At 50.1% G+C, this 24446-nt stretch carries 20 protein-coding genes; 9 read left to right on the forward strand and 11 right to left on the reverse strand.

Annotated features, from left to right (window positions below; genetic code table 11):
• Positions 1 to 12: 12 nt before the first annotated feature.
• Together ICL55_RS00160 and ICL55_RS00165 are read right to left on the reverse strand one after the other, a co-directional pair.
• Positions 13 to 2745, reverse strand: a complete 2733-nt coding sequence (locus tag ICL55_RS00160; RefSeq protein ID WP_246496127.1) for a DUF1553 domain-containing protein — start codon at positions 2743 to 2745, stop codon at positions 13 to 15.
• A 71-nt stretch (positions 2746 to 2816) separates the two neighbouring features.
• Positions 2817 to 3704 carry an AraC family transcriptional regulator gene (locus ICL55_RS00165; RefSeq protein WP_188094033.1) on the reverse strand — a complete coding sequence of 296 codons (888 nt, stop codon included), beginning with the start codon at positions 3702 to 3704 and terminating at the stop codon, positions 2817 to 2819.
• 250 nt (positions 3705 to 3954) lie between these two features.
• Between ICL55_RS00165 and lacZ the strand changes: the two genes are divergently transcribed.
• Complete coding sequence (lacZ, locus tag ICL55_RS00170; protein ID WP_188094034.1) at positions 3955 to 7110, forward strand: beta-galactosidase, LacZ type; 3156 nt, start codon at positions 3955 to 3957, stop codon at positions 7108 to 7110.
• Between the two features lie 96 nt (positions 7111 to 7206).
• Here lacZ and ICL55_RS00175 read toward each other — a convergent pair whose 3' ends face one another.
• The 3 genes from ICL55_RS00175 to ICL55_RS00185 all read right to left on the reverse strand — a co-directional run bounded on the left by ICL55_RS00175 (position 7207) and on the right by ICL55_RS00185 (position 9621).
• Complete coding sequence (locus ICL55_RS00175) at positions 7207 to 7620, reverse strand: hypothetical protein (RefSeq protein ID WP_188094035.1); 414 nt, start codon at positions 7618 to 7620, stop codon at positions 7207 to 7209.
• Positions 7621 to 7648: 28 nt separating this feature from the next.
• Entirely contained in the window at positions 7649 to 8638 is a 990-nt protein-coding gene (locus ICL55_RS00180; protein ID WP_188094036.1) for an aldo/keto reductase, read from the reverse strand.
• A gap of 80 nt (positions 8639 to 8718) precedes the next feature.
• Positions 8719 to 9621, reverse strand: coding sequence for a helix-turn-helix domain-containing protein (locus ICL55_RS00185; protein WP_188094037.1), 903 nt, complete (start codon positions 9619 to 9621; stop codon positions 8719 to 8721).
• A 121-nt stretch (positions 9622 to 9742) separates the two neighbouring features.
• On the opposite strand from ICL55_RS00185, the gene ICL55_RS00190 reads away from it, so the two are divergent.
• Together ICL55_RS00190 and dinB are read left to right on the forward strand one after the other, a co-directional pair.
• A complete protein-coding gene (locus tag ICL55_RS00190) occupies positions 9743 to 10672 on the forward strand; it encodes an alpha/beta fold hydrolase (RefSeq protein WP_223151237.1) in 930 nt (309 codons plus the stop codon).
• Positions 10673 to 10687: 15 nt separating this feature from the next.
• A complete protein-coding gene (gene dinB / locus ICL55_RS00195) occupies positions 10688 to 11875 on the forward strand; it encodes a DNA polymerase IV (protein WP_246496128.1) in 1188 nt (395 codons plus the stop codon).
• A 23-nt stretch (positions 11876 to 11898) separates the two neighbouring features.
• Here dinB and ICL55_RS00200 read toward each other — a convergent pair whose 3' ends face one another.
• Positions 11899 to 12291, reverse strand: a complete 393-nt coding sequence (locus tag ICL55_RS00200) for a contact-dependent growth inhibition system immunity protein (RefSeq protein ID WP_188094038.1) — start codon at positions 12289 to 12291, stop codon at positions 11899 to 11901.
• Between the two features lie 45 nt (positions 12292 to 12336).
• On the opposite strand from ICL55_RS00200, the gene ICL55_RS00205 reads away from it, so the two are divergent.
• Together ICL55_RS00205 and ICL55_RS00210 are read left to right on the forward strand one after the other, a co-directional pair.
• Positions 12337 to 13266: a GlxA family transcriptional regulator gene (locus ICL55_RS00205; protein ID WP_188094039.1), complete on the forward strand. Its 930-nt coding sequence runs from the start codon at positions 12337 to 12339 to the stop codon at positions 13264 to 13266.
• Positions 13267 to 13332: 66 nt separating this feature from the next.
• Positions 13333 to 14088, forward strand: a complete 756-nt coding sequence (locus ICL55_RS00210; RefSeq protein WP_223151239.1) for a DJ-1/PfpI family protein — start codon at positions 13333 to 13335, stop codon at positions 14086 to 14088.
• A 123-nt stretch (positions 14089 to 14211) separates the two neighbouring features.
• Here ICL55_RS00210 and ICL55_RS00215 read toward each other — a convergent pair whose 3' ends face one another.
• The 3 genes from ICL55_RS00215 to ICL55_RS00225 all read right to left on the reverse strand — a co-directional run bounded on the left by ICL55_RS00215 (position 14212) and on the right by ICL55_RS00225 (position 17273).
• Complete coding sequence (locus ICL55_RS00215) at positions 14212 to 14514, reverse strand: hypothetical protein (protein WP_188094041.1); 303 nt, start codon at positions 14512 to 14514, stop codon at positions 14212 to 14214.
• Positions 14515 to 14586: 72 nt separating this feature from the next.
• Positions 14587 to 15423: an ankyrin repeat domain-containing protein gene (locus tag ICL55_RS00220; RefSeq protein WP_188094042.1), complete on the reverse strand. Its 837-nt coding sequence runs from the start codon at positions 15421 to 15423 to the stop codon at positions 14587 to 14589.
• An 89-nt stretch (positions 15424 to 15512) separates the two neighbouring features.
• The gene (locus tag ICL55_RS00225; RefSeq protein ID WP_188094043.1) at positions 15513 to 17273 is read right to left on the reverse strand and encodes an ABC transporter ATP-binding protein; all 1761 of its coding nucleotides are present in this window, start codon (positions 17271 to 17273) and stop codon (positions 15513 to 15515) included.
• Positions 17274 to 17341: 68 nt separating this feature from the next.
• Between ICL55_RS00225 and ICL55_RS00230 the strand changes: the two genes are divergently transcribed.
• Positions 17342 to 17845: a DUF4251 domain-containing protein gene (locus ICL55_RS00230; protein WP_188094044.1), complete on the forward strand. Its 504-nt coding sequence runs from the start codon at positions 17342 to 17344 to the stop codon at positions 17843 to 17845.
• A gap of 96 nt (positions 17846 to 17941) precedes the next feature.
• On the opposite strand, the gene ICL55_RS00235 is transcribed toward ICL55_RS00230, so the two are convergent.
• A complete protein-coding gene (locus tag ICL55_RS00235) occupies positions 17942 to 18409 on the reverse strand; it encodes a GNAT family N-acetyltransferase (protein ID WP_188094045.1) in 468 nt (155 codons plus the stop codon).
• Positions 18410 to 18501: 92 nt separating this feature from the next.
• On the opposite strand from ICL55_RS00235, the gene ICL55_RS00240 reads away from it, so the two are divergent.
• Positions 18502 to 19155 (forward strand): HAD family hydrolase, encoded by a 654-nt coding sequence (locus tag ICL55_RS00240; protein WP_246496129.1) that lies wholly within the window; start codon positions 18502 to 18504, stop codon positions 19153 to 19155.
• Between the two features lie 401 nt (positions 19156 to 19556).
• On the opposite strand, the gene ICL55_RS00245 is transcribed toward ICL55_RS00240, so the two are convergent.
• Positions 19557 to 20114 carry a TlpA family protein disulfide reductase gene (locus tag ICL55_RS00245; protein ID WP_188094046.1) on the reverse strand — a complete coding sequence of 186 codons (558 nt, stop codon included), beginning with the start codon at positions 20112 to 20114 and terminating at the stop codon, positions 19557 to 19559.
• A 423-nt stretch (positions 20115 to 20537) separates the two neighbouring features.
• On the opposite strand from ICL55_RS00245, the gene ICL55_RS00250 reads away from it, so the two are divergent.
• Together ICL55_RS00250 and ICL55_RS00255 are read left to right on the forward strand one after the other, a co-directional pair.
• Entirely contained in the window at positions 20538 to 22397 is a 1860-nt protein-coding gene (locus tag ICL55_RS00250; RefSeq protein ID WP_188094047.1) for a 3-keto-disaccharide hydrolase, read from the forward strand.
• Positions 22398 to 22419: 22 nt separating this feature from the next.
• Entirely contained in the window at positions 22420 to 24348 is a 1929-nt protein-coding gene (locus ICL55_RS00255; protein WP_223151241.1) for a hypothetical protein, read from the forward strand.
• Positions 24349 to 24446 lie beyond the last annotated feature (98 nt).

The raw sequence follows: 24446 nt of genomic DNA on the forward strand, positions 1-24446 counted from the left end.
AATGACCAGATATTATGATTTAATCAGAAATTCATCGAGGTTCATAATCGCATTGGCTACCACCGTCAACGCAGCCAGTTCGGCCAGTTGCGGCGGGGCATCTTTGCATTGCAGCAGCGCTTTGGCATCCGTGGGCGATTTTTTATACTGCTGTAATGCCTGATTGTACAGCCGTTGCAGCACCGCCAGTTTATTGTCGGTCAGTTGCCGGCACACGGCTGCCTGATAACCCCAACGGATACTCGCAGCGGCGTCGTTGTTGCCATTGTGTTGCATATTTTGGGCGAGCGCACGGGCAGTTTCCACATACACCGGGTCATTGAGCGTTACCAGCGCCTGTAAAGGCGTATTGGTACGAATACGCCGTTGCAGGCATACTTCGCGGCTGGAGCCATCGAACGTGATCATGGACGGGTAAGGGCTGGTACGTTTCTGGAACACATAAATAGCGCGGCGGTATTGATTGCCATCCTGTGCCTGTTTCCAGTATTCGCCGCTCCATACGCTCTGCCAGATGCCTTCGGGTTGGTAGGGCATGATGGCAGGACCGTGCATATGACGGTTCAGCAGTCCGCTCACGGCCAGTGCCTGGTCCCTCACTTCTTCGGCTGTCAGCCTGAAATGCGGGCCCCTGGCCAGCAGGCGGTTGGCAGGATCTTTCTCCTGTAACGCTGGCGTAGTGGTGGCATCCTGTTGATAGGCGGAAGACAATACGATTTCACGCAATAGTTTTTTGGTGCTCCAGCGGTACTGATGAATATATTGATAAGAGAGCCAGTCCAGCAATGCCGGGTGAGAAGGCAGGAAACCCTGTGTGCCAAAGTCTTCCACTGTTTCCACGATACCGATGCCGAATAGCTGTTCCCAGAGGCGGTTGACCATCACCCTTGCTGTCAGCGGGTTACCGGGATCGGTGATCCACTCTGCCAGCCCGAGGCGGTTGCGCGGGGCCTTGGCGGGGAAAGGATTCAGGGAGTGCGGCACGTCCGGGGTAACGGCTTTGCCCAGTACCAGCCAGTTGCCACGTTCAAAAATATGGGTGGTGCGCTGCATGGCCGGTGTATTTTCTATCATCACCGGAATATCCTGTGGCTGTGTGTTCACCAATGCCAGCAGATGATTGTTGATGGAGTCATAGCCTGGTTGGCCTTTCCCTGGCAGGTCATCGCGGAAGGCGAACCATTCCACCATACATACCGGGTCGTTAGGTTTCAGCGAAGCGTTACGGAACTTCAGGTACAGATCATGTTTGCCGGTAGTGGGTTTCAGCGGGATGGAAATCACCCGGCGATCGTTGGTGGGCGCCAGCGCCTGGGTGAAATACACGGGGCCGTTGAGGCTGTCGAGCCGGCATTCGAGGGTGCCGCCTTTATTGCCGGTCCAGTAGTTCATCAGCAGCTGCGTTTTGCCGCCCGTCGCCTGTGCGGGAAGGCGGCAGCTACCGTTGTGCCGTACGCCAAGATATTTGGTATCATACAAAGCGCCGTTGACATAATTGTCGCAGTCGTGTGCATGCACTTTAGGCTCCAGTACTTTCATGAACTGCTGTACATCGGCCACCTGTGCGGTGTTGCCGTGTTGTTGCACCCAGGCGCTGATACGGTTCACTTCTGCCAAACCAATACTGTCGTACAGACGTAGCTTCGGGTGCTCCATGTGGGTATCTTCATCGCGGGTATTGTTCATGAAAGCGAGCAGCTTGTAATAATCTTCAAACCGGAAAGGATCGTAAGGGTGGCTATGGCATTGCACACAGCCGATGGTAACGCCCTGCCATACGTCCATGGTGGTATTGACGCGGTCCATCACGGCGGCGGTGCGGAATTCTTCGTCCTGTGTGCCGCCTTCGTCGTTGGTCATGGTATTACGGTTAAACGCCGTCGCTATCAACTGACTGTTAGTAGGATGCGGCAGCAGATCGCCGGCCAGTTGTGCGATCGTGAAACTATCATACGGCATATCCTGATTAAACGCGTCGATGACCCAGTCGCGGTAACGCCAGATACTTCTGCTGGCATCTCTTTCATATCCTTTGGTATCGGAATAACGGGCGAGGTCGAGCCACATCGAAGCCCAGCGTTCGCCATAGTGCGGCGATTGCAGCAGGGAGTCCACGATGCGCTGATAGGCGGCGGGACTGTGGTCGGTTTTGAAAGACGCTGCCATGGCCGGTGTAGGTGGTAGGCCGGTGAGATCGAGACTAACGCGGCGCAGCAGTGTCATGGGGTCCGCCGGTTTGGAAGGCTTCAGCCCTTCCTGTTTGAGTTTTTCGAGAATAAACCGATCGATGTCATTCCCGTTGTCAATGTCGATATCGGGTACAGGAACGGGTTTTAACGGAACGTAAGCCCAGTGTTCGCCCCATTCAGCGCCTTCTTTGACCCAGCGGGTGAGCACGTCCACTTCCGCAGCAGTGAGCGGTTCTCCTTTCTGCGGCATCCGTTCTTTGGGATCTTTACAGGTCAGGCGACGGATAAATTCACTTTTCTCCGGATGACCGGGGATGATGGCTGGTTTGCCTGATTTGGTGTTGCCAAGGGCTTCTTCCCGGAAAAGGACGCTGAAGCCGCCGCTTTGTTTGACGCCGCCATGGCAACTGATGCAGTGCTTATTAAGTATAGGCTTGACTTCCGCGCTGAAGTCAGTGCGCTTGCGTGAATGGCAGGCGGTCACCACCATGCCGGCAACAACGGACAGCAACAGGGCTGCCCGGAACGTGGATGTAGAGCGCATGTGTTTTTTCATTGAACTACTGTAAAAGTAATCGCCCGCTTTTACTAAGCGGATAGAGGATTTGCGGAATTTGATGGATTATTTTATGATTCTTGTTTTTTTGTGCGGTATTGAGCGGGGGAGATGCCCATCACTTTGGTGAACAGCCGGGAGAAATAATAGGGGTCTTCCATGCCCAGCAGCGACGCTATTTCCTTGACCCGCAGATGCGTGAAATGCAGGTACTGGCAGGCTTTCTGCACTTTCAGGTGGTTAAAATATTCGATCGGCGAATACCCGGTATTGCTTTTAAATAAAGCAGAGAAATGGGAGATGGACAGATTGATGGACCGCGCCATCTGTTCGAGTGTGAGCATACGGTCCAGGTGCTGATTCATATAGTCGATCGCATGATCAATAGTATCCTGTCCGGCTTTCGTTTTCCCCGGATGATAGGCGCCCGGATAGATACAGGAAGCGAGGAAAGCCCAGAAGCTCATGCCGGCATACACCAGGTTCTCGGTACGGTAGCCTCTTTCCAGCTGCTGGTAAATATTATCAAACAAAGCCAGTCGTTCATGGGCATGTGGCAGGAACGTCTGGTGACTGCCCAGCTGCTGCAGGGCAGTCTGTACAATCGCATCGGCCGTGTGGCCGGCAAAGTGCGCCCAGTAAATAGTCCACGGGTCCGACTCATGCGCCTGATAGGCATGTGGCCAGTCGCGCGGAATAATGAAACAATCGCCCGCTTTGATAGGATGGTCTTTTTTGTTGAGCCGGATAGTACCACGGCCTTCGATACAATAGATCAGGATATGCTCCGGCGCACCGTTGAGGCGTTTGCGGTAGTGAAACTTCGCTTTGGGATAGTAGCCGATGTCCGTGATGTACATCGTTTGCATCACCGGATCGGCAGCGCATTTCTCCTGCAAAATATTGCGGGGGATCACGATCGCGCGCTGACCTTTGAAGCCTTCTCCTTTTCTGATCATGGAACCGGAATTTCTTTCCGATAAAAGTAAGAAAATCCATCAGTGAAAGAAAGATTATTCGGCCCGTAGGTTCTTCAGCAGATTGCTGGCAGCTGCTTGGTCCGACTGGAAAAATATTAGATATGGTCTCCGTTTATCAGGTAAATCAGCATTCATCACCACTGTCACAGCTCCCGTTCGTGTATTTCTTTATGTTTTTACCTATAATTACACGTACTTTATACGCTTATTATCATCGTAGCACAGAACAATGAAAAAAAGATTACTTACCCTGGCGCTTACCGCTGCCGCCACGGCAGGGTGGGCGCAAGAGCTGCCGTCTGAATTACAGACACCGGAAGTAGTGTCCGTAAACCGCCTGCCCATGCGGGCTTCCGCCTTTGCCTTTGAAAACAAAGCATTGGCCGGCCAGCGTGATAAAGCCAAATCCGGCAATTTCCTCTCGCTCAATGGTACCTGGAAATTTAACTGGGTACAGGACCCGCGTAAACGTCCGGTCGACTTCTACAAACCAGACTTCAACGACAGCGGATGGGACAATTTTAAAGTGCCCGCCAACTGGGAAGTAAACGGTTATGGCCTGCCTATCTACGTCAACCACCCGTATGAGTTTACCGGCCGGGCTAAAATGGGGGCAGCCTTAAAACCACCTTACGATATTCCGGAAGATAATAACCCGGTAGGATCTTACCGGAAAAAATTTGACCTGCCGAAAGACTGGGACGGCAAACAGGTATTTATTCACCTCGGCGCCGTGAAGTCTGCCTTTTATATCTGGATCAACGGAGAAAAAGTAGGCTATAGTGAAGACAGTAAACTGGCTGCTGAATTTGATATTACCCGTTTTGTGAAACCCGGTCAGAACGTGGTCGCATTACAGGTATATCGCTGGAGCGATGGCTCTTACCTGGAATGCCAGGACATGTGGCGCATCTCCGGCATCGAACGTGAGGTATTCCTGTATGCCACGCCCAGGCTGGATATGCGCGATTTTAAAATCGCCGCGTCACTGGACAAGTCTTACACCAACGGTGTCCTGGACATCAACCTGGAAGTCAGCAATTACAGAATAGATAAGCGAACAAACCACAGTAAACCGGACACCTTTGCGGTAGCCATGGAACTGGTGGACGCAGCCGGTAAAACCGTGCTCAAAGAAGAAAGCAGCGGGCTGAAACCGGTGCTGGGCAACTATAAAACCAGCGTACAGTTTCATCAGGAAGTGCCGAACGTGCAAAGCTGGTCGGCCGAAAAACCTTATCTCTATACACTCTACCTGACGCTGAAAAACAAAGCCGGTGAAGTGCTGGAAGTAGTACCACAACGCATCGGTTTCCGTAGCATCGAACTGAAAGACCGTAATTTTCTGGTCAACGGAAAAAGAGTGTTCCTCAAAGGCGTAAACCGCCACGAACACAACGCTACACAAGGCCACACGCTTACCCGTGAAGATATGCGTAAAGACATGGAGATGATGAAACAGCTCAATGTGAACGCGGTACGGCATTCACACTACCCTCCGGACCCTTACTGGATGGAACTCTGCGATGAGTACGGGCTGTACGTGATCGATGAAGCCAATATCGAGTCACATGGTCGTTACTACGATCTCGCCTATACGCTGGCCAACGACAAACAGTGGCGTATGCCGCACCTGGAAAGAGTGCTACGCATGTACGAGCGCGATAAAAACCATCCCAGCGTAGTAACCTGGTCGCTGGGCAACGAAGCGGGCAACGGCACCAATTTCTACGAAGCCTACGACTGGCTCAAAGCACACGATACCCGCCCCGTACAATATGAGCGCGCGGAAATGGATTATAACACCGACATTATCGTACCGCAATACCCGGACCCGGAATGGCTCGTGAAATACGCCAGCCACCATCCCGACCGTCCGATGATCATGAGCGAATATGCGCATATCATGGGCAACAGCCTCGGCAACTTCCAGGAATACTGGACCGCTATCGAAAATCATCCTTTCCTGCAGGGCGGCTTCATCTGGGAGTGGATAGATCAGGGCATCGATACCGTGAAAAATGGTAAACGGATACTCGCCTACGGTGGCGACTTCCCGCTGAGCGGCCCGGTGAACGAGACTTTCAGTGATAACAACTTCTGCGTGAAAGGCGTGGTGACGGCGCATCGTGGCCTTACGCCAATGGCGATAGAAGTGAAAAAAGTATACCAACACATCAAAAGCAGCTACAATGGCAATAACGCCGTAACCGTACGCAACGGTTATTTCTTCCGTGATCTGGCCAACTACCAACTCAACTGGGAACTGCTCGAAGATGGTAAGATCATTGAAAAAGGTACGGTGAAGGAGTTGTCAGTAGCGCCACAGCAAACAGCGACTATCCCGCTGCCGGTGAAAAGCACCGTGCGCGCAGGCAAAGAGTACTACCTTAATGTGCGTTATGTCCTGAAACAACAGGAGCCTTTCCTGCCTGCCGGATTTGAAATAGCGGCCGAACAATTTGCCTGGGGCAAAGGCGCTGCTGTAGCACCGGCAGTCATCAAACCAGGACAGCTGACGCTGCAACAGGACGCTGGTCATGCGGTGATCAAAGGCAGCGGCTTCTCCGTAAGCTTCAACCTGCAACAAGGCTCGCTGGAAAAATACGAACTGAAAGGGGAAGACCTGCTGAAAGGCAGCTTGCAACCCGCTTTCTGGCGCGCACCTACAGATAACGACATCGGCGCCCGCTTTAATCACTCCTTACGCAAATGGCGCAACGCCTACGCCGACGGTAAATTACTGGAAGCAACGGTCAACAAAACCGCCAACGGCTACGAAGTAGTGATGAAAAAAGAGATCGTGGAGGGAGATGCGATCGTGACACAAACGATCGCGGTACACGGCGATGGCAGCCTGAAAATAACCAACGGCTTCGCTGCCGTAAAAGGCAAACACGAACTGCTCCTGCGCATGGGTAACGATCTGCCACTGCAACAACAGTTCAACCAGATCGATTTCTACGGCCGCGGCCCATGGGAAAACTATTGGGACAGAAAAACAGCTTCTTTCATCGGCATCTATCATCAGTCGGTGGAACAACAGTATTTCCCGTATGCAAGGCCACAGGAAAGCGGCAACAAATCAGATGTGCGCTGGGTGACCATGACCAACAAAAAAGGCAAAGGTCTCCGCTTTGAATACGCTGACAGCCTGCTCAATTTCTCCGCGCTGCCTTACAGCCTGGACGACCTTGATCCGGAAGCAGATAAAAAACAGTACCATTCCGGAGAACTGGTAGCCAGACCGGAAATCTATATGCACATCGATCTGCAGCAGTCCGGCGTACAGGGGATCGACAGCTGGGGCTCATGGCCACTGGAAGAATACCGCATACCGTTCCGCAATCAGGAATACAGTTTCTGGATAAAACCGGTTATCTGATCATTTCCTTAGAAAGAAGAAGAGCGTGTCTCAAAAATACTTTGAGACACGCTCTTCTTTTTTTGTGTCGGTTATGCCGGGACGGCTCCGGACTTATTATCTGATTTTATTCATGATGCTGACAACTAATTTTCTGGCGGCATCACTCTTTGAAGTTATTTTCGTTAATAGGTGATTAAAATGAGCATTCACCCCATTTTTCATAAACACCACCGTTTCTGTTTGGTCCCTGTAAATATCAGTTATTAAAGCATCGTATTTATGAACAAATTTATCATAGCTGGTAAATTCATTTGAATCAGGCGTGCGTGGTATTTCTGCCTGCTCGGCCAACAGCCGCTTCTTCGGTCCATCAAAAACAAATGATATGGCAAGACCATCCTGGTAAAAATAATACATCAGTATATCTTCTCCGAAGATGTCATCACAATGTTTTTGGAGCCAATCGGCATCAATAGCTTTGCCCAGGAAAGTGCCTGTATGAATAAATTTATCAACATTAAAATTCATACCTAAATATAAGAAGTAGCAGGAACATTCAATCGGCAGTCAGTGTTCGAAGTTTGGCAAGGTCTTCATCGCTACGGTTACCATGTATCTGCACGGTTGATAGTGCGGTTTCAATCGCTGTAAACTCTTCCTGCGTAAGAACTATATCGGAGGCGACAAAATTTTCGTGTATCCTTTCCCGGTGGCGTGAGCCGGGAATAGGCACGATAAAATCTTTCTTATGTAGCATCCAGGCCAGTGAAATCTGCGCCGGCGTGGCGTTTTTCGTTTGTGCAAACTGATGCAGCAGGTCCAGCAGCGGTTGATTGGCTTTGATGTTGTCTTTGTCGAAACGCGTGATCACCCTCCGCGCATCGATGCCTTTGAAGGTGGTGTCTGCATTGATTTTGCCGGAGAGAAAGCCGTTGGCCAGCGGGGAGAAAGGAACGAAGCCGATGTGGAGTGCTTCGCAGACGGGGATGACGTCAGCTTCAAATTGTCGTTCCATGATGGAATATTCACTTTGTACGGCGGTGAGGGGGGTAACGGCATGCGCTCTTTTGATCTCCTCCGCAGTGGCCTGTGACTGGCCCCAGCCGCGTATTTTGCCTTCCCGGATCAGTTCTCCCATCACCCAGGCGATGTCTTCCACGGGTATGTCTTTGTTGACACGGTGCTGATAATAAAGCTCCACATGATCGGTGCGTAACCTGCCGAGAGACCCTTCCAGTTTCCCTTTGATATGACGGAACAGATTTTCCCTGGAATAATCACCGATGTCGCTCTTTTCTATCAGGAACTTTGTGGCGAGCACAACATTGTTCCGGATACCCTCCAATGCTTCTCCTATCAGCATTTCGTTCGCGCCCATGGCGTATCTTTCGGCAGTGTCAAAAAACGTATAGCCGATATCGTAGGCATGCCGCAGCAGCCGGATAGATTCCGCTTTGTCCGGTGCGGCGCCATATCCCATGCTTAATCCCATACATCCGTAACCGATGGCCGATACTTCGAGGTCTCTTAATTTTCTTGTTTTCATGCTTTTCGATTTTTCGATAAGCAAAGGTCATCTGCCGGCAGGCGGGGAAAAAACAAAAAACAAACCATCTATGTTAAAATTCAAACATTCCTGAATTTCTGCGGAGAGGTGCCGGTTTGTTTTTTGAAAAAGGCATTGAAGTGGGTAGGCTCCAGGAAACCCAGGGCGTAGGCAATTTCGGCAATACTCCAGCTGCTTTGTTTCAGCAGCGATTTAGCCTCGCGCAGGCAACGGGCTGCAATGATGTGGGAAGTGGTGTTGCCTGTGGCCGCCTTCAGCGCGCGGTTGAGGTGATTGACATGAATATTCATATGCCGGGCAAAGTCGGCCGCGGAGCGAAGGGTAACCTGCTGCGTGGTGTCATTAATGGCATAGTGTTGTTCCAGCAGCGCGGTAAAAAGCGCGGCAATCCGCTCGGCCGCGTTGTGCGGAGGTTTGAGCTGTGTGGCAGCACTGAGCTGTGTCTTTAACGCAAAATGAATTAATTCCAGGGTGAGGTTCCTCAGTACATCATTTTTGTAAACATAATCGGAGGCTTTTTCTTCCAGCATGCGCTGAAAGATATGTTCTGCCTGACTTACCTGTTCATCTGTCAACTCAAATATAGACGTGCCTCCCGGCTGGTAAACCGGGTACTCATACAACTGACCGAAACGATGAAAAAAATGCTGATTAAAGACGACACAAAAGCGGTTATTTACCTGTGACTGATCAGCGCTGCAGGGTATCTGCGGATTCAGGAACAGGAGCGCCTGTTTTTTGATCTGAATAGTTTTATCGGCAAACTGAACTTCGCTTTTACCGCGTGAGAGGCTGATCTTGTAGAAGTCCCTTCGTCTGTATGCTTCGGGGCTGGGCAGGGGGAGGCCGCTGGTGTAGTCTGTTTTGAATATATCAAAATGTCCTGCCCCGTGGCGGAGGTTTTCGGGTGTCCGTCCGATTTTATCCCTGTAAAAAATTTCCAGTGTTTCTACTTTGACCATCCCTTAAAATTACGCATTTCAAATGATACAGGTCGCATTTGACCCGCTAGAAAGTCGCATACATACAGCACACAAAAGGAGATTGTAATAGACATTTGTGTCATCATAAAACAGATATCATATGAAGTACCTGATAACCTTTTTTTCGCTTGTAGCGATATTGTTCATGGCCTGCCAACAGCCGCCGAAAGATCACCCAGCCACTAATGACACAACGAAAGATACTGTTGCCAAAGACAGCCTGAAGCCGGCAGAGAGCGGCTATGCAGATGTCGACGGATTAAAGATGTATTATGAGGTATATGGCAGTGGTAAACCGCTGGTGCTGTTGCACGGCTCGTTTATGAATATTCCGCTAAACTGGGCGCAGGTTATTCCTGTTTTAGCGAAAGACCGCAAAATAATTGTCGCTGAAATGCAGGGGCATGGCCGTACAAAAGATATTCCGCGCAAGTTCAGCTATGAAGCGATGGCCGATGATGTGTCCGGACTGCTGAAACATTTAAAAGTAGACAGTGCGGACGTACTGGGATATAGTATGGGCGGCGGCATCGCTTTTCAGTTTGCTGTACGCCATCCGGAGCAATTGCGCAGGCTGGTGATTTTATCCGGGACTTACGCGCATAACGGCTGGTGGCCTGATGTAGAGGCCAGCTTCGCTACCATGAACGCAGAGATGTTCAAAGGCTCGCCGATAGAAAAAGAATACCTCCGCTATGGCAATGATTCGACGCAGTTTCCTGCCTACATCAAAAAGGTGCTGAGCATTGACGCAGTGCCTTACGATTGGTCCAAAGAAGTAAAGAACATCAAGGCGCCTATATTCATGGCCATTGGCGATGCCGATGGGGTGCGGTATGAGCATGCGCTGGAGCTGTTCCGTGCCAAAGGTGGCGGGAAAATGGGGGATATCCACGGGCTGCCTCAGTCGCGGCTGGCCATCTTGCCCGGCACCACGCATATCGGCATGATGACCCACGCCAACCTGTGGATGCCGATGGTGAAAAGTTTCCTGGACGATGATCTGAACGCACCGCCGCCGATGTTTTAAAATATACGGATAACCTTGCTGAATAACAGGCTGCTGAAACGGTTCAGCAGCCTGTTTTGTCGTATCTTTACGTGGCCTGCAGGAGAACAAATGGAACAGACCGAAAACAACATACAACGAAAGATTATTCACATCGATATGGACGCATTTTATGCGTCGGTAGAGCAGCGTGACAATCCGCAATACCGCGGCAAAGCTATTGCGGTAGGTGGATCTCCGGAGGGGAGGGGTGTGGTGGCAACGGCCAGTTATGAAGCGCGGAAATATGGCATCCGGTCGGCCATGTCTTCCAGAAGAGCGTTGCAGTTATATCCGCAGCTTATTTTTGTTCGTCCCCGTTTTGATGCGTATAAGGAAGTGTCCCGCAGGATACGGGAAATTTTTGCACGATATACAGATCTAATAGAGCCGTTATCACTGGATGAAGCGTATCTGGATGTGACGGAAGATAAGCTGAACATCGGCTCTGCCATTGATATTGCACGGCAGATCAAAATGGCTATCCGGGAGGAATTACAGCTGACGGCTTCCGCCGGTATTTCTGTCAATAAGTTTGTGGCTAAGATCGCTTCCGACCTGAACAAGCCGGACGGCTTCACGTTTATTGGTCCGTCGGCCATTGAAGCTTTTATGGAGCAGCTGCCCGTAGAAAAATTTCACGGCGTAGGTAAAGTGACCGCTGATAAAATGAAGCGGATGGGGCTTTTCACGGGTGGTGATCTGAAGAGGTTGACAGAGCAGGAGCTGAAGCAGTATTTCGGTAAGGTAGGTGCTTTCTACTATCAGATCGTGCGGGGAATAGACAACCGGGCGGTGCAGCCGCACCGCGAGACCAAATCATTGGGCGCAGAAGATACCTTTCCCGAAGACCTGACGGTCCTGGAAGACATGCATGCGGAGCTGGATAAAATAGCCCGCACTGTTTACGGCAGATTGGAGCGCTACAGTTTGAAAGGGCGTACCATTACGCTGAAGATCAAGTACAGCGATTTTAAGCAGATCACCCGTAATCAGTCTTTCCCTTATCCGGTAGGAGACCTGGACACAATACTACACACGGCCAAACAGTTGTTGGCAGCTACCGGGCCGGAAGATAAGCAGATACGTTTGTTGGGTATAACGTTGTCTAATTTCGGAGAAGCGGGTCCTGTTTCGGATAAGCCTGTTAATCCACAGTTATCACTTTTCGATTTTGAGGGATGATCTTTTCCTGTAGAACTGCCGGCTTACGATTGCCAATAACCGGGTAAATCTATCTCAGATGCTACTTCCACCGCACGAGACTGAATCATTTGTTTCAGGTCGGAATGCAGTTCCTGATGTTCTTCCCAGAATGGCGGGGGTACGTCCAGCACATTTTTTAACAGATCGCCCGGATACAGGTCTGCTTCAACGAACAGATCGTCCTTCAGTTTTTCGATGGCCAGGGGTACCAGATAATTTGGATTAAAGGCTTGGCCTATCAATACCCTTAGGTCGCTGGCTGTTAACTTAATGACGGGTACTTTGCTGAGGGCGATGCACCTTTTAGTGACCATGGAATCTTCTGTAGCGGGTTCCCAACGTTTGTTTTCTAATTGTTCCAGAGATTTGTATCTCCAGACATCTTTCCTGTTCATATTACCTCTCGTAACTTTTTGTCAATAATATACTAATTTCGTCAGATGATACCCAATCGTGTCATATTTTTTCTTTTCGACGGGGTACACCTGCTGGATCTGGCGGGTGCTGTGACCGTATTTGTGGAGGCCATTTGTTGTGGCCAATCCTATGATCTGCGGTATGTTTCACCTTATCCACAACCTGGCAGTTCTTCCGGTTTAGGTTTTGCTTCAGTAGATCCGCCTTCTTCCGTGACGGTGACAAAGGAAGATATCCTGATCATTGCCGGAATGGACCTGAGGCGGTGGGACCGGGCGGATGACGCCTTGTGGCTTCCCTGGTTACAGGCCGCTGCTGCCAGCGGCGCTACCATCTGTTCTGTTTGTACTGCGGCCTTTGCGCTGGCCGCTGCCGGTTTGCTCGACGGGCAGCAATGTACTACCCACTGGGCTCAAACAACTTCTTTACAACAGCAATTTCCGCGCCTGAAGGTGGTGGAAAACAGATTATTTGTAAAAAGCGGCCGTATCTACACAAGTGCCGGTATCGCTACCGGTATTGACATGGCCCTGGCTCTCATTGAAGAACGTCATGGTATAGCATTTGCCAGCCTGTTGGCAAAAGTACTGGTTGTGCCCATGCGTCGTGATGGTTCCTCTCCGCAAGATAGCATCTTTCTGCAAAACAGACAGCATATAAATCATCAGATACATGCGGTACAGGACTATATCGTCTCTCATCTCCATCAAAAAATGACGATTGAGGAGCTGGCAGAGCAGGTTTTTATCAGTCCCCGTAATCTTACCCGCCTGTTTAAATCGGCCACCGGCACCACTATCGGCGATTATATCCAGAAACTGCGGAAAGAGAAAGCCATGCTATTGTTAAAGTCTGGCCAAAAAGTAGCCTGGGTCGCCAAAGAATGCGGCTTTAAAAGCCCTAATCAACTCCGTCGATTGATCCAGCCTAAAAAATCCATCGAAGTGGCCTGATCTGTAGCCTCCTTGTCCCGATTTGATACCCCCCGCGTCCTAGCTTTGTGATATAAATCTTTATTCATGAAACAGTTGCTGTTAATGCTCCTGCTGGCGCCATGCCTGCTTTTTGCGCAGGGTCAGGCTAAATATGTCTGTCCTCCCTGCGGTCCCTGTGACACTATCATCTTTCATAAACCCGGAAAATGTCCGCATTGTGGTATGGAACTCATAAAAAAAGATACGATTGAAAAACGCATGAGCGTTTGTTTCCTCCTGTACGATGACATCGAAATCCTCGACTTTGCAGGACCGCTGGAAGTGTTCACAGATGCTGGTTTCGAGGTGTTTACGGTAGCGAAGGAAAAGAAACCGGTCATCGCTCAGGGGGTGCTCAAAGTACTGCCCGACTACAGTCTGGCAGACGCGCCGCCGGCTGACATGCTCGCTGTTTTTGGCGGCAATGCCGGGCCTACTGCGCAAGACCCCGAAGTGATGGCATGGATCAAATCCCGCGACAAAAACACGTCCCGCTATTTCTCCGTATGCACCGGCGCTTTCATCCTCGGTAATGCCGGCCTGCTCGACAATCAGACGGCTACCACCTATCACGACCAGATTGACAACCTGCGTAAAAAACTGCCCCGTACCAAAGTCCTGGACAATGTCCGCTATGTAGACAATGGCCGGATCATCACTACTGCAGGCATCTCCGCCGGTATAGATGGCGCGCTGCACATCGTGGCCAAACTAAAAGGCGAAGCAGAAGCGCTCCGCGTAGCCCGTGTGATGGAATATGATAAGTATGTACCTAACCAGGGACTGGTAATCAATCAATAATTACGAATTACGAATGACGAATGACGAATGACGAATGACGAATGGAGAGCTGTTTTACGGGACGTTGCTTAGTAATCTCTCCAATAGGAAACCCTTTATTCGTCATTCGTCATTCGTCATGGATTATTGGTATTTGGGCAATATCATCGTTTTCACAATGGTATGCGCTACCAGTGACAATACCAATGACAAGACGATCAATAAAGATGACTTCATCGGCGTGTCAAACAGATCGATCACACCCGAAACAGATTTGCCTGCAAACAGCAGGGTAATGATACAGGCCAGCACACCCGTGATCCACAAAGTGATATGTGACCACAGGTATTTTTTTTTCTGGAAACCTTTTTTTCCAAAGGAGGTAAAGAGAAGTCCGACATGGGCCACGAAAAACGCGGCGGCGAGGAAAGTCAGCATTGCAAGCATTTTGGTCTTTTTAGGATTTTGGGAAATGGTGTATACTAACAATATACAATATTAATTGAATATACAAAACCTTCACCCCGCTTCCCCATATTTCATCCGTATCTGAGAAATGTGCTCGGCGATCATATGCAGCCGGTAATAGTATTTTTCAAAAATATCGTCGTACATCCGGTGCCGGTTCACCAGAAAAGCATTGAGCGATTCGTAAATGTACTCTTCAAATGTACTGTGCTCGCTGATTTTAATCACCACCTCGGCCACGGGTTCCAGACTGGTGGCGAATTTTGTTTTTACCTGTATGTCTGCCATACCGGTGATCATGATTTTATACAGGTTGGGCGCTTTGGCGAAAGGCACATAATGTATGGCTGTCAGCCCGTTTTCATCATATACATACTTGCGTACATTTTCTGCCAACAGAAATGCGATCACCTCCCGGTTGCTGTTGTGCCGCGTGGCCAGTGACAGTGGCGTGTCCAGGCTGTCCAGCACAAAATCGAAATGGATATTGTGCCGGATCAAAATGAGCAGCATGTCGGTGATGGCGGTCAACCGGTGCTGCTGAAAGATATACGCAATAGCATACAGGTAATCCGGGCTGTCTATGTGCAGCGTGGCGCCTTTTTTCAGCGCATACTCCACCGCCATGGGTTTGTTGGCCCCCACGGCACAGAAGATGATCGGGATCATGTCTTCCTTTTTGTAGTGGATGTCCGCGCCGCCTTCTTCAATCAACAGCTCTGCGGCTTCAAAAAAAATTTCCTGATACTCCAATAGTTCGCATAACAGCTCTGACAGTTCCCGCCGGTTGAAGGACTGCAAATGTCGTCTCAATAAGGTGATCACTTCGTCCGGGTTCTCGCTTGTCCTCAGTTGGCGTTTTAAGTCGTACAGCGAAATTTCCTGCATATGTTCTCATAGGGTGATAGATAGGCTGGGAGAGAACCTGCATAGGATGAAAAAACGGCTGCAATGATAATAAATATTAGTTAAAAAATTTATTTGTTTTCCTGATGCTTCCATAACTCCTGAAAAACAGGACTATGATCGCGCAGTTCCCTGAAATTACCGGCGGCCACCACACGGCCCTGCTGCAGTACATAGATGTGATCGAATTGCGGCAGCAGGTGCAGGCGATGCATGGCAGACACGATCGCTTTGTCAGCGAAAGTCTGGAACATCTTGCTGTAAATCATGGCTTCTGTTTTCGGGTCTACGCTGCTGGTAGGCTCGTCCAGCAGGATAACATCGCTGTCGCGTGCCGCAAGGATCCCACGCGCCAGCGCCAGGCGTTGTTTCTGTCCGCCGGAGAGGTTCACGCCCTTCTCCCGGATATCGGACTCCAGGCCGCCAGGCAGCAGTGCCACCACTTCAGAAAAATGCGCGGCTTCGCAGACCTCCATGATCTCTTCATGGGTAAACGGAAGTCCCAGCGTCACATTATACGCGATGGTGTTTTCGAAAATTTCCGGCTCCTGCGGGAACAGGGTCACGCTTTCATGGACCGTGGCTAACGGGTACGCCTCTCCGTTGACCGTCACTTTGGTGCCTTCCTCTGGTTCGTATAGGCCTCTCAGTATGGCCAGCAGGGTGCTTTTACCGCTGCCACTCTCTCCGATGAGCGCTATCTTTTTACCCCGGCCTATCTGTACCTGTAGCTGATGCAGGCTTTGCGGGGCATGGCCTTCATCATAGGATGACAGATGCGAGAAATTAAGCTGGCTGATATCAATGGTCTGCCAGTTGGCCGGCAGTTCGGGCGCTGCATCGGCCCGGTGATGCTCCTGGTAAGCATCGCTGATATTGGTGGCCGTTTCCACGGAGGTATTGTACTGTACAATATCCGTGTATTGCCACGCCACATCCTGGAATACGCTGGTGAACTGGTTCACATAACCCAGTAAGGTCACCAGTCCGGCCACATAAAACAATTCTCCCGGTACCCAGTGCTGGAACACATAGCCGATGGTGATCACACAATATATCAGGGTGATCATCATTTCTGCGACAAACCATTTCCATTCGTTGATAATGGTGTTTTTCCGGAAAGGACGCCATATCCGCGCGATCTTTCCCAGCAGGCCGCTCTCCATGCTTTTCTCCAGCCGGAGCGTGATCACGGTCATGATATTGGAAAGGCTGTCGAACAGTGTGGCGGAAACCACGTGCTCCCCTTCATTGATTTCTTCCAGCGTACGGATATAAGGTTTGTCGAACAGCATCAGGAAATAGACGCAGCCAATACCCATCACCACGCCGATAGCGCCGAAGACCGGAGAGAAGTACAACATGGCCGCCAGCGAAAAAATCAGCTTGGAGAGCGCATGGAGATACATAAACCCGCGGGAGAAAAATTCCTTCAGGGCCTCATATCCTTTGCGGATGCGGTTAATGACACTGCCGCTGTGATTGTCCTGATGCCATTTCACCGGCAGGTGCAGCGCCTGATGATAACGTTCCTGTAAGAAGTTGCGGCTCAGGCGGAAAGACAGTCCCTGCTCCATTACCCGCGCCGGCCCGTGAAAGGCCCATTCCAATAGCTTCAGTCCCAGGTACCCACCGGCAAACAGCAGGGTGTATCGGGGCAGGTTGGCAGTGTCCTGCTGCACCCGGCCCACGAACCAGCCGAATAACAAGGGGTTCAGTGAGAAACAAACATTGGCCAGTATAAACAGCAGGTATACCAGAACATATTTTTTACGTTCTTTTCGCGCATATTTCCAGGCGGTCTTTAACAACGAGATGTAAGGGTTGGGCATGGTTCCGGGTTTTATAGTATATGATCTGGTATGATATTCGTATATTATAGTATGTAAATCTTTATATTATGAAAAGTTCATTTGCAGTAAAAGCATTGTTCTTCCTCGCTCTTTCCTTCTTCCTCTTTACCGGTGGATACGCTCAAACAAAAAAAGCCGCAAGAGAAGCTGCCAAAGAAGCCGCGGTGAAGGCGATGGTAGACAGTAAAACCTACGTGTTCATCCCGCAGAGCGTGTCTCCCATGAGTGGCCGCGTCAGACAGATCACCCCGGATTTTAATATGGTCGTTACCCCGGACTCGATCGTTAGTTATCTGCCTTATTTCGGCAGGGCCTATTCCGCTCCGTATGGCGCTACCAAGTCACCGCTGGATTTTAAGACCAAAGACTTCCAATATACTTCCAATCCCCGCAAAAAGGATGGTTGGGATGTCAACATCAAACCAAGTGACAAGGATATACAGAATATCAACGTTACCATTACCAGCAGTGGCTATGCTACCGTACAGGTGACCAGCAACAACCGTCAGCCAATCACTTTTAACGGTTATATACAGGAATTAAAAAAATGATTTACGGACGTAGAAATTTTTTGATTTTCGATGTTGGGGACGGAAGGCATGTTAAGACAGCTGTTTCATCAAGTCGTACATCCCCAACATCGAAAATCAGGAAATCTCTAAATTCATTTTATAGTTGTTAAGCGTTACTCCATCAATATCTACTGTTTGCGCCTGTACCACATTGAACCCCATTCTTTCGAAAAAAGGCTTCGCTGTAATACTCACATAGGCTGTTACTGACGGCAGCGCTAACGCCTTCGCTTTACGGATAATCTGTTCCGCCAGTAAAGTGGCCACTCCCTGCCGCTGAAAATCCTTGTGCACGAACATCATGTCAAACTCACCGTCTTCTTCGAGGGAAGCAAAGCCGGCAATGATTTTTTCCGGCGTCTCCGCCACATAAAAATACTGGGTGTTGATGCGTTTCTCCAGAGAAGAAAGACGATCGCCACGGCCGGCCCACGCTGCTATCTGTTCAGGGTTATAGTCTTTGCTGTTCACCGCCCGGATAGTGCTCTGGAAGAGGTCACGCAGGGCCGGTATATCGCTGACATCGGCTTTCCGTATATGCATTGTTTATTTTTTTATTTTTCCATTTGATATTGATGACTGAGTAGGATAGCTGTTTCAGGAAGTCACAAATAACAAAATATCAAAATGAAAAAATGAGTAAATTGAATGCTAATTTACTCATTCCGATGGAGAACCAATCACCAATTACCACATTATTCCTCGATATTGGCGGCGTACTGCTGACCAACGGGTGGGACCGCAAAGCGCGCAAACTGGCCGTGGAAACTTTTAAGCTGGACGCAGCGGAAACGGAAGAACGGCATCACCTCACGTTTGACACCTATGAGGTAGGTAAACTGACGCTCGACGAATATCTCAACAGGGTGGTGTTTTATGAAGACCGCTCTTTTACCCGCCAGGAATTCCGCGACTTTATGTTCGCGCAGTCAGCCCCTTATCCGGAGATGATCGAGCTGGTAACACGGCTGAAAGAAAAGTACAAGCTGAAAATTGCGATCGTCAACAACGAAGGGCGGGAGCTCAATACACATCGCATCCATTATTTCGGCATCTCCAAATTTGTGGACTTTTATATCTCTTCCTGCTTCGTACATTACCGTAAACCAGATGCGGATATTTACCGCATCGCCCTGGATATTGCGCAGGTGGCGGCAGAGGAGGTGGTATACCTGGAAGACCGCTCCATGTTTGTGGACGTGGCCAACGGGCTTGGCATCAATGGTATCTGCCATCAGGCATATGATACCACCGTGGCGGCATTGGAGAAATTCGGGCTGCGGTTGTAAGCGATTTGAATATAACTATGGCAAAGGGGCTAATCGTTTTTGGATCATCCCCTTTGTTATTTATTACACGCGGTTATTCCTCCATCAATTTTAATCCTGCGTATCTGGCTGCCCTGTTGAGTACTGCGAAAGAAGGTCACTTCCACCTACTCGTCCTGAGACGACAATTCAAAACTATCCAGGGTGCCTGTGCCGTTGAGGCCAGCATAAAAGCAATAATTCCCATAGAATAGTGGTTTTAGGTGAACAAATTACTATCTACATGGAGGTCAAAAGAAACCGGGTCACAGGGTTACGGCGATTTTATGGCAGTCTGCCGGTATAACAGATTGCCGGGGAGACAGCCATCTTTTTTTTTAATCTTGTTCAGATGTGATTATGGTATTTTTAAAAGAAAATGTCTAGGACGCGGGTTGTGTTTTGTTCTGTAGTTTTTCCTGGAGAAGCTGGAGCATCTTTTTAAATTCTTCCTCATTGTACCCCGAAGATTCCCAGATTACTTTTCCGTTTTCATCAAGAATTATATTACGGGGAATGTATGCCGTGGCAAATTTTCCGAAAACATTTCTGTTGATGTCCGGCAACAGCGGAAAGTCAACCTTTATTTTATCTTTGAATTCGTTTACTTCCTTCCAGTTATGCTCCCTGCCAAAAGCCAGGAATACAAAACGGGCGTCGTCTTTGTGGGCCATCCATACTTTTTCATTCAGCGCTGGCATTTCGGCCCGGCAGGGGCCGCACCAGGTAGCAAAGAAATTAATGAAAACTATTTTTCCTTTGTAATCCGCGAAGGTGTTCGTTTTACCGGGTGCTGTTTCGAAGGAAACTGCCGGCGCCTGATCACCAGGATGTACCAATGTTGAGGTATCTACGGGGGCATGCTGCCGGCCGTACACTAAAGAGGCGGAAGAGGTGCCAATAATAACGAGCACTAGTCTGAGAAAGAAAGTGTAGTTCATTTGGGTCTGTGTTAAGGTTTGTGTCCGGGTTTACGAGTGTTGGTGCTATCTGGCCAAGGTAAATTTTATGATACAATATACTATAAATGCGCCGACTTTCACCATCGCCTGCCACATACCTCCTCACATTTACCGCTGGTGTAATTTTTTATGTGCTATATCGATTTTGCAAATAAGAATTTCCATTTTGTTGTTATTTTGGAAACCGGATATCAGAAGGATGCTATTTAATGCCATTCCTGTCATCGTGCAGGGACCCGGCTTGCGCGCGCGTTGTATATATTTTCCACGTTAGGTATATACACTTTGGTCAGTTTGTAGTATGCCCCTTCCTATCTTTTTAAATTTCACAATCGCGGCTATTATTTTCATTGGATGCATATTGCTAAAAGCATTTAGCAAAACAAAAAACAAAACAGATCTATGCTCAAATGGTATGAGTTCCGTCCAAAGTTGAAACAGCTGGGCATTAGTCCCGGCAAGGCTTTGGTCTTCATGATGGGTGTTGGCTGCAGTCAGCAGCTGATGGCCCAGCAGACTATTCCCCTGACCGACCTGTCAGGTTTTAAGCAGCCGGCTGCTAACTGGCGTATAGCCGGTGACGTAAGTGCCGACCTGCAAAAGGAAAACACCCTGACCACCACCAGTGGCACCGGTATCCTCGTTAACCTGCCGGAGAAGGGAAAACACGGGCAGGACCTGTACAGCGACTGGCAGCATGGTGACCTGGACCTGGAGCTGGATTACCTGGTGTCTGCCAAATCCAATTCGGGTATCTATCTGCAAGGCAGATACGAAATACAGCTGCTCGACAGCTGGGGCGCCCTCTCACCACGGCCGTCAGACAACGGCGGTATCTATGAACGCTGGGACAATAGCCGTCCGGAAGGACAGCAGGGCTACGATGGCCATGCTCCCCGTCAGAACGCCAGCCTCGCACCCGGCCTGTGGCAACACCTGAAAATCGCTTTTCAGGCTCCCCGCTTCGATGCTGCCGGCAATAAAACAGCCAATGCGGTCATCCTCAGAATAGAACTCAACGGCGTTACCATCCAGGAAAACGTAGTCCTTTCCGGCCCCACCCGCGGCGGCATGGAAAACAACGAAGTAGCCGAAGGACCGCTGCGTATCCAGGGCGACCACGGCACCGTGGCCTTCCGCAATATCAAAATGCAATCCTATAACGCACCCAGGCCGGAACTGAAGGCGGTGCGTTATGCCATCTATAAAGGTCCCTTCCAGCAGCCGCCGGACTTTAACACCATCAAACCCGTGACCACGGGTGAAGCAGCACAGCTGACGTCCAACCTTCCCGGTTTGCCGGACAACGAGTTTCTCGTGCGCTATACCAGCACGTTGGAAGTGAAAGCTGCGGGTACTTACAATTTTAACCTGCATACCTCCGGTGGCGGCGGCCAGATCAAAATCAACGATCAGGTGCTCAACGGGTCCCGCAACCGTGATGCTAAAGGCGGCATCGCACTGCAACCCGGCAGTTATCCGGTAGAAGTGCTCTACGCCAAAAACGTAGACTGGGCTAAACCCTCACTGACGCTCAGCGTCCGCTCGGCCGCTGTCCGTGAGTTCGTGCTCAGCGATCTGAACGTACCGGCAGATGACCCAACAGACCCCATCCTCGTCACTGCTACGGAGAACACCGTATTGCGCAGCTTCATGGACCTGAAAGGCGGTCCCCGCGTGGTACATGCCGTTTCGGTAGGCAGCCCCGTAAAGGTGCACTACACCTATGATATGGACCATGCCGTGCCTGTGCAGGCATGGCGCGGCGAATTCCTGAATACCACCCCGATGTGGCACGACCGTGGCGACGGCTCTTCCCGCCCCATGGGCATGGTGCGTATACTGGACAACAAACCGGCGATGGCGCTGGCCCGCCTCACCGCTGCAGACACGGAATGGCCTACAGATACTACCGGTACCGGCTACCGCCCGAAAGGTTACGACCTCGATCCTGAAGGATTGCCTGCTTTCCGGTTCGATATCTATGGTACCGCAGCGAGCGACACCCTGCGGGTATTACCCGGTAATACGGGACTGCACCGCAGCCTCCAGGTAGCCGGTGCGCAGGAGGGACTGTATGCCCGTATAGCCGTTGCCGATAATATCGCTCAGTTGGCCGATGGTACCTATGTGATAGGCGACAAAGCCTGGTACGTGAAAATGGACAACAACAGCGCGAAACCAATTATCCGCCACCAGCAGGGAAAAATGGAACTGATTGTACCGATAAAAACAGCCATCGGTTACGCCATTATCTTCTAAGCAGAAATATGCACAAGAAATTATGAAACTGAATTATAAAAGATTAACTACCGGGATAGCAGCCGGTATGTTGATGATCACCACTGCTATTCAACCGGTACTGGCACAGGAGTCGCCTAAAGAAGAAGACTTCTTCCGCATCGCCCGTATCAGTTCACCAGAGGGTACCCTGCTGGAAGTAGGCGGTCTGTGCACGTTGCCCAACGGCGACCTGGGCATCGCTACCCGCCGCGGCGATATCTTCATCGTAGAGAACCCGACCAGCCGCCAGCCTTATTTCCGTAAAGTAGCTTCCGGCCTTCATGAGGTACTGGGCCTCGTCTGGAAAGATGGCTCCCTTTACTGCGCACAGCGTGGTGAACTGACCAAACTGACGGATACCAATATGGACGGTAAAATCGACCGCTTCGAAACCGTATATTCCTGGCCGTTATCCGGTCACTATCATGAATACAGCTTCGGCCCGGTGATAGCGCCGGACGGCTCTTTCTTTGTGTCCGGCAACGTGGCCTTCGGCGATGAAGAGTGGTGGCGCGGTGAAAGCCGCGTTCCCTGGCGTGGCTGGATGATGCACATCACCCCCGACGGAAAAATGGAACCCTGGGCTACCGGCTTCCGTTCTCCCTGCGGCCTGGGTATCATCGATGGGGAACTGTTCTATACGGAAAATCAGGGCGACTGGATGGGTTCCGGAGGATTGGTGCACGTAAAAAAAGGCAGCTTCGTAGGACATCCTGCCGGCCTGCGCTGGACCAACCTGCCCAATTCGCCGGTAAAACTGACCACCGAACAGCTGTATAGTAAAGTGGACCCCCGTTTCCGCAGAGATGCCAATAACCGCGCCATCAAACCGGAAAACGTGGAGAACGAAAAGTTTGTAACGCTGTTCGATATGAAACAATACTTCCCGGAAGTACAGGTGCCTGCAGTATGGCTGCCACATGGTGTATTGGGCGTTTCCAATGCACAGGTGGTAAGTATTCCGGAAGGAGTGTTCGGGCCTTTCGCCAAACAAGTACTGGTGGGCGATCAGGGACAGAGCAAAATCATGCGCGTTTTTCTTGAAAAAGTGAACGGTGAATACCAGGGGGCGGCCTGGGATTTCAGAAGCGGTTTTCAGTCGGGCGTACTGCGCCTGGCATGGGCAAAAGACGGTTCGCTCTTTGTGGGTGAAACCAATCGTGGCTGGGGTTCTGCCGGTGATGCCAACCAGGGCCTGCAACGACTGGTGTGGAACAACCGGGTGCCTTTTGAAATGAGGACCGTGAGCGCAAGACCAGACGGTTTTGAGATTACTTTCACACAACCGGTAGATAAAAAATATGCAGAAGATCTTGCCGCTTATCAGGTGGAGAGCTTTATCTACAAGTATCATCCGGTGTATGGCAGTCCGACCGTAAACACGGAGAAGCTGACTGTTAAAGGCGTGAAAGTGGCGGCTGACGGAATGAGCGCCCGTATTATTGTAAATGGATTACGCCGTTACTACATCCATAAAGTATCCCTGAATGGTATCCGTTCTCAGGAAGGATCTTACTCACTGGTACATCCGGATGTGTATTATACGCTGAACAATATCCCGGAAGGTGCGTCACTGGCGATGTCTGAAGTAAGTACAAAGAGCAGTGCCAAAGCGCCGGTAGCAGAACCGAAAACACCTACGAAAGCTGCTGCCAAAGCCGAACCAGCCAAAGCGCCTACCTTCGCACAGATACAGCCGCTGTTGAATAAATATACCTGCTCGTCCTGCCACAATGCAGAAAAGAAACAGGTAGGTCCGGGCTTTAAGGAAGTAGCAAAAAGGAATTACTCCGTTGCCAAAATTCTGGCGCTGATTAAAAATCCGAAACCGGAAAACTGGCCAGGTTATGCTACCCCTATGCCTCCGTTCCCACAGGTGCCACAGGCCGATGCGACTAAGATCGCGCTGTGGATCAACTCCCTCAAATAATTTTGATATTTAGTCATTTTGATATTTAGTTATTTTGATATTTAGTCATTTTGATATTTAGTTATTTATGGACTGTTGATATAGCAGAAACTCATAAA

Source organism: Chitinophaga varians, assembly GCF_014529945.1.
GTDB lineage: Bacteria > Bacteroidota > Bacteroidia > Chitinophagales > Chitinophagaceae > Chitinophaga > Chitinophaga varians.

Bases quoted from the DNA above. Each gene is read 5' to 3' on its own strand.
- ICL55_RS00210 (WP_223151239.1), top strand. From the start codon at position 13,333: ATGAAACAGTTGCTGTTAATGCTCCTGCTGGCGCCATGCCTGCTTTTT.
- ICL55_RS00250 (WP_188094047.1), top strand. From the start codon at position 20,538: ATGCTCAAATGGTATGAGTTCCGTCCAAAGTTGAAACAGCTGGGCATT.
- ICL55_RS00165 (WP_188094033.1), bottom strand. From the start codon at position 3,704: ATGATCAGAAAAGGAGAAGGCTTCAAAGGTCAGCGCGCGATCGTGATC.
- ICL55_RS00215 (WP_188094041.1), bottom strand. From the start codon at position 14,514: ATGCTTGCAATGCTGACTTTCCTCGCCGCCGCGTTTTTCGTGGCCCAT.
- ICL55_RS00220 (WP_188094042.1), bottom strand. From the start codon at position 15,423: ATGCAGGAAATTTCGCTGTACGACTTAAAACGCCAACTGAGGACAAGC.
- ICL55_RS00255 (WP_223151241.1), top strand. From the start codon at position 22,420: ATGAAACTGAATTATAAAAGATTAACTACCGGGATAGCAGCCGGTATG.
- ICL55_RS00205 (WP_188094039.1), top strand. From the start codon at position 12,337: ATGATACCCAATCGTGTCATATTTTTTCTTTTCGACGGGGTACACCTG.
- ICL55_RS00230 (WP_188094044.1), top strand. From the start codon at position 17,342: ATGAAAAGTTCATTTGCAGTAAAAGCATTGTTCTTCCTCGCTCTTTCC.
- ICL55_RS00225 (WP_188094043.1), bottom strand. From the start codon at position 17,273: ATGCCCAACCCTTACATCTCGTTGTTAAAGACCGCCTGGAAATATGCG.
- ICL55_RS00200 (WP_188094038.1), bottom strand. From the start codon at position 12,291: ATGAACAGGAAAGATGTCTGGAGATACAAATCTCTGGAACAATTAGAA.
- ICL55_RS00185 (WP_188094037.1), bottom strand. From the start codon at position 9,621: ATGGTCAAAGTAGAAACACTGGAAATTTTTTACAGGGATAAAATCGGA.
- ICL55_RS00175 (WP_188094035.1), bottom strand. From the start codon at position 7,620: ATGAATTTTAATGTTGATAAATTTATTCATACAGGCACTTTCCTGGGC.
- ICL55_RS00180 (WP_188094036.1), bottom strand. From the start codon at position 8,638: ATGAAAACAAGAAAATTAAGAGACCTCGAAGTATCGGCCATCGGTTAC.
- ICL55_RS00245 (WP_188094046.1), bottom strand. From the start codon at position 20,114: ATGAACTACACTTTCTTTCTCAGACTAGTGCTCGTTATTATTGGCACC.
- ICL55_RS00160 (WP_246496127.1), bottom strand. From the start codon at position 2,745: ATGAAAAAACACATGCGCTCTACATCCACGTTCCGGGCAGCCCTGTTG.
- ICL55_RS00190 (WP_223151237.1), top strand. From the start codon at position 9,743: ATGAAGTACCTGATAACCTTTTTTTCGCTTGTAGCGATATTGTTCATG.
- lacZ (WP_188094034.1), top strand. From the start codon at position 3,955: ATGAAAAAAAGATTACTTACCCTGGCGCTTACCGCTGCCGCCACGGCA.
- ICL55_RS00235 (WP_188094045.1), bottom strand. From the start codon at position 18,409: ATGCATATACGGAAAGCCGATGTCAGCGATATACCGGCCCTGCGTGAC.
- ICL55_RS00240 (WP_246496129.1), top strand. From the start codon at position 18,502: ATGAGTAAATTGAATGCTAATTTACTCATTCCGATGGAGAACCAATCA.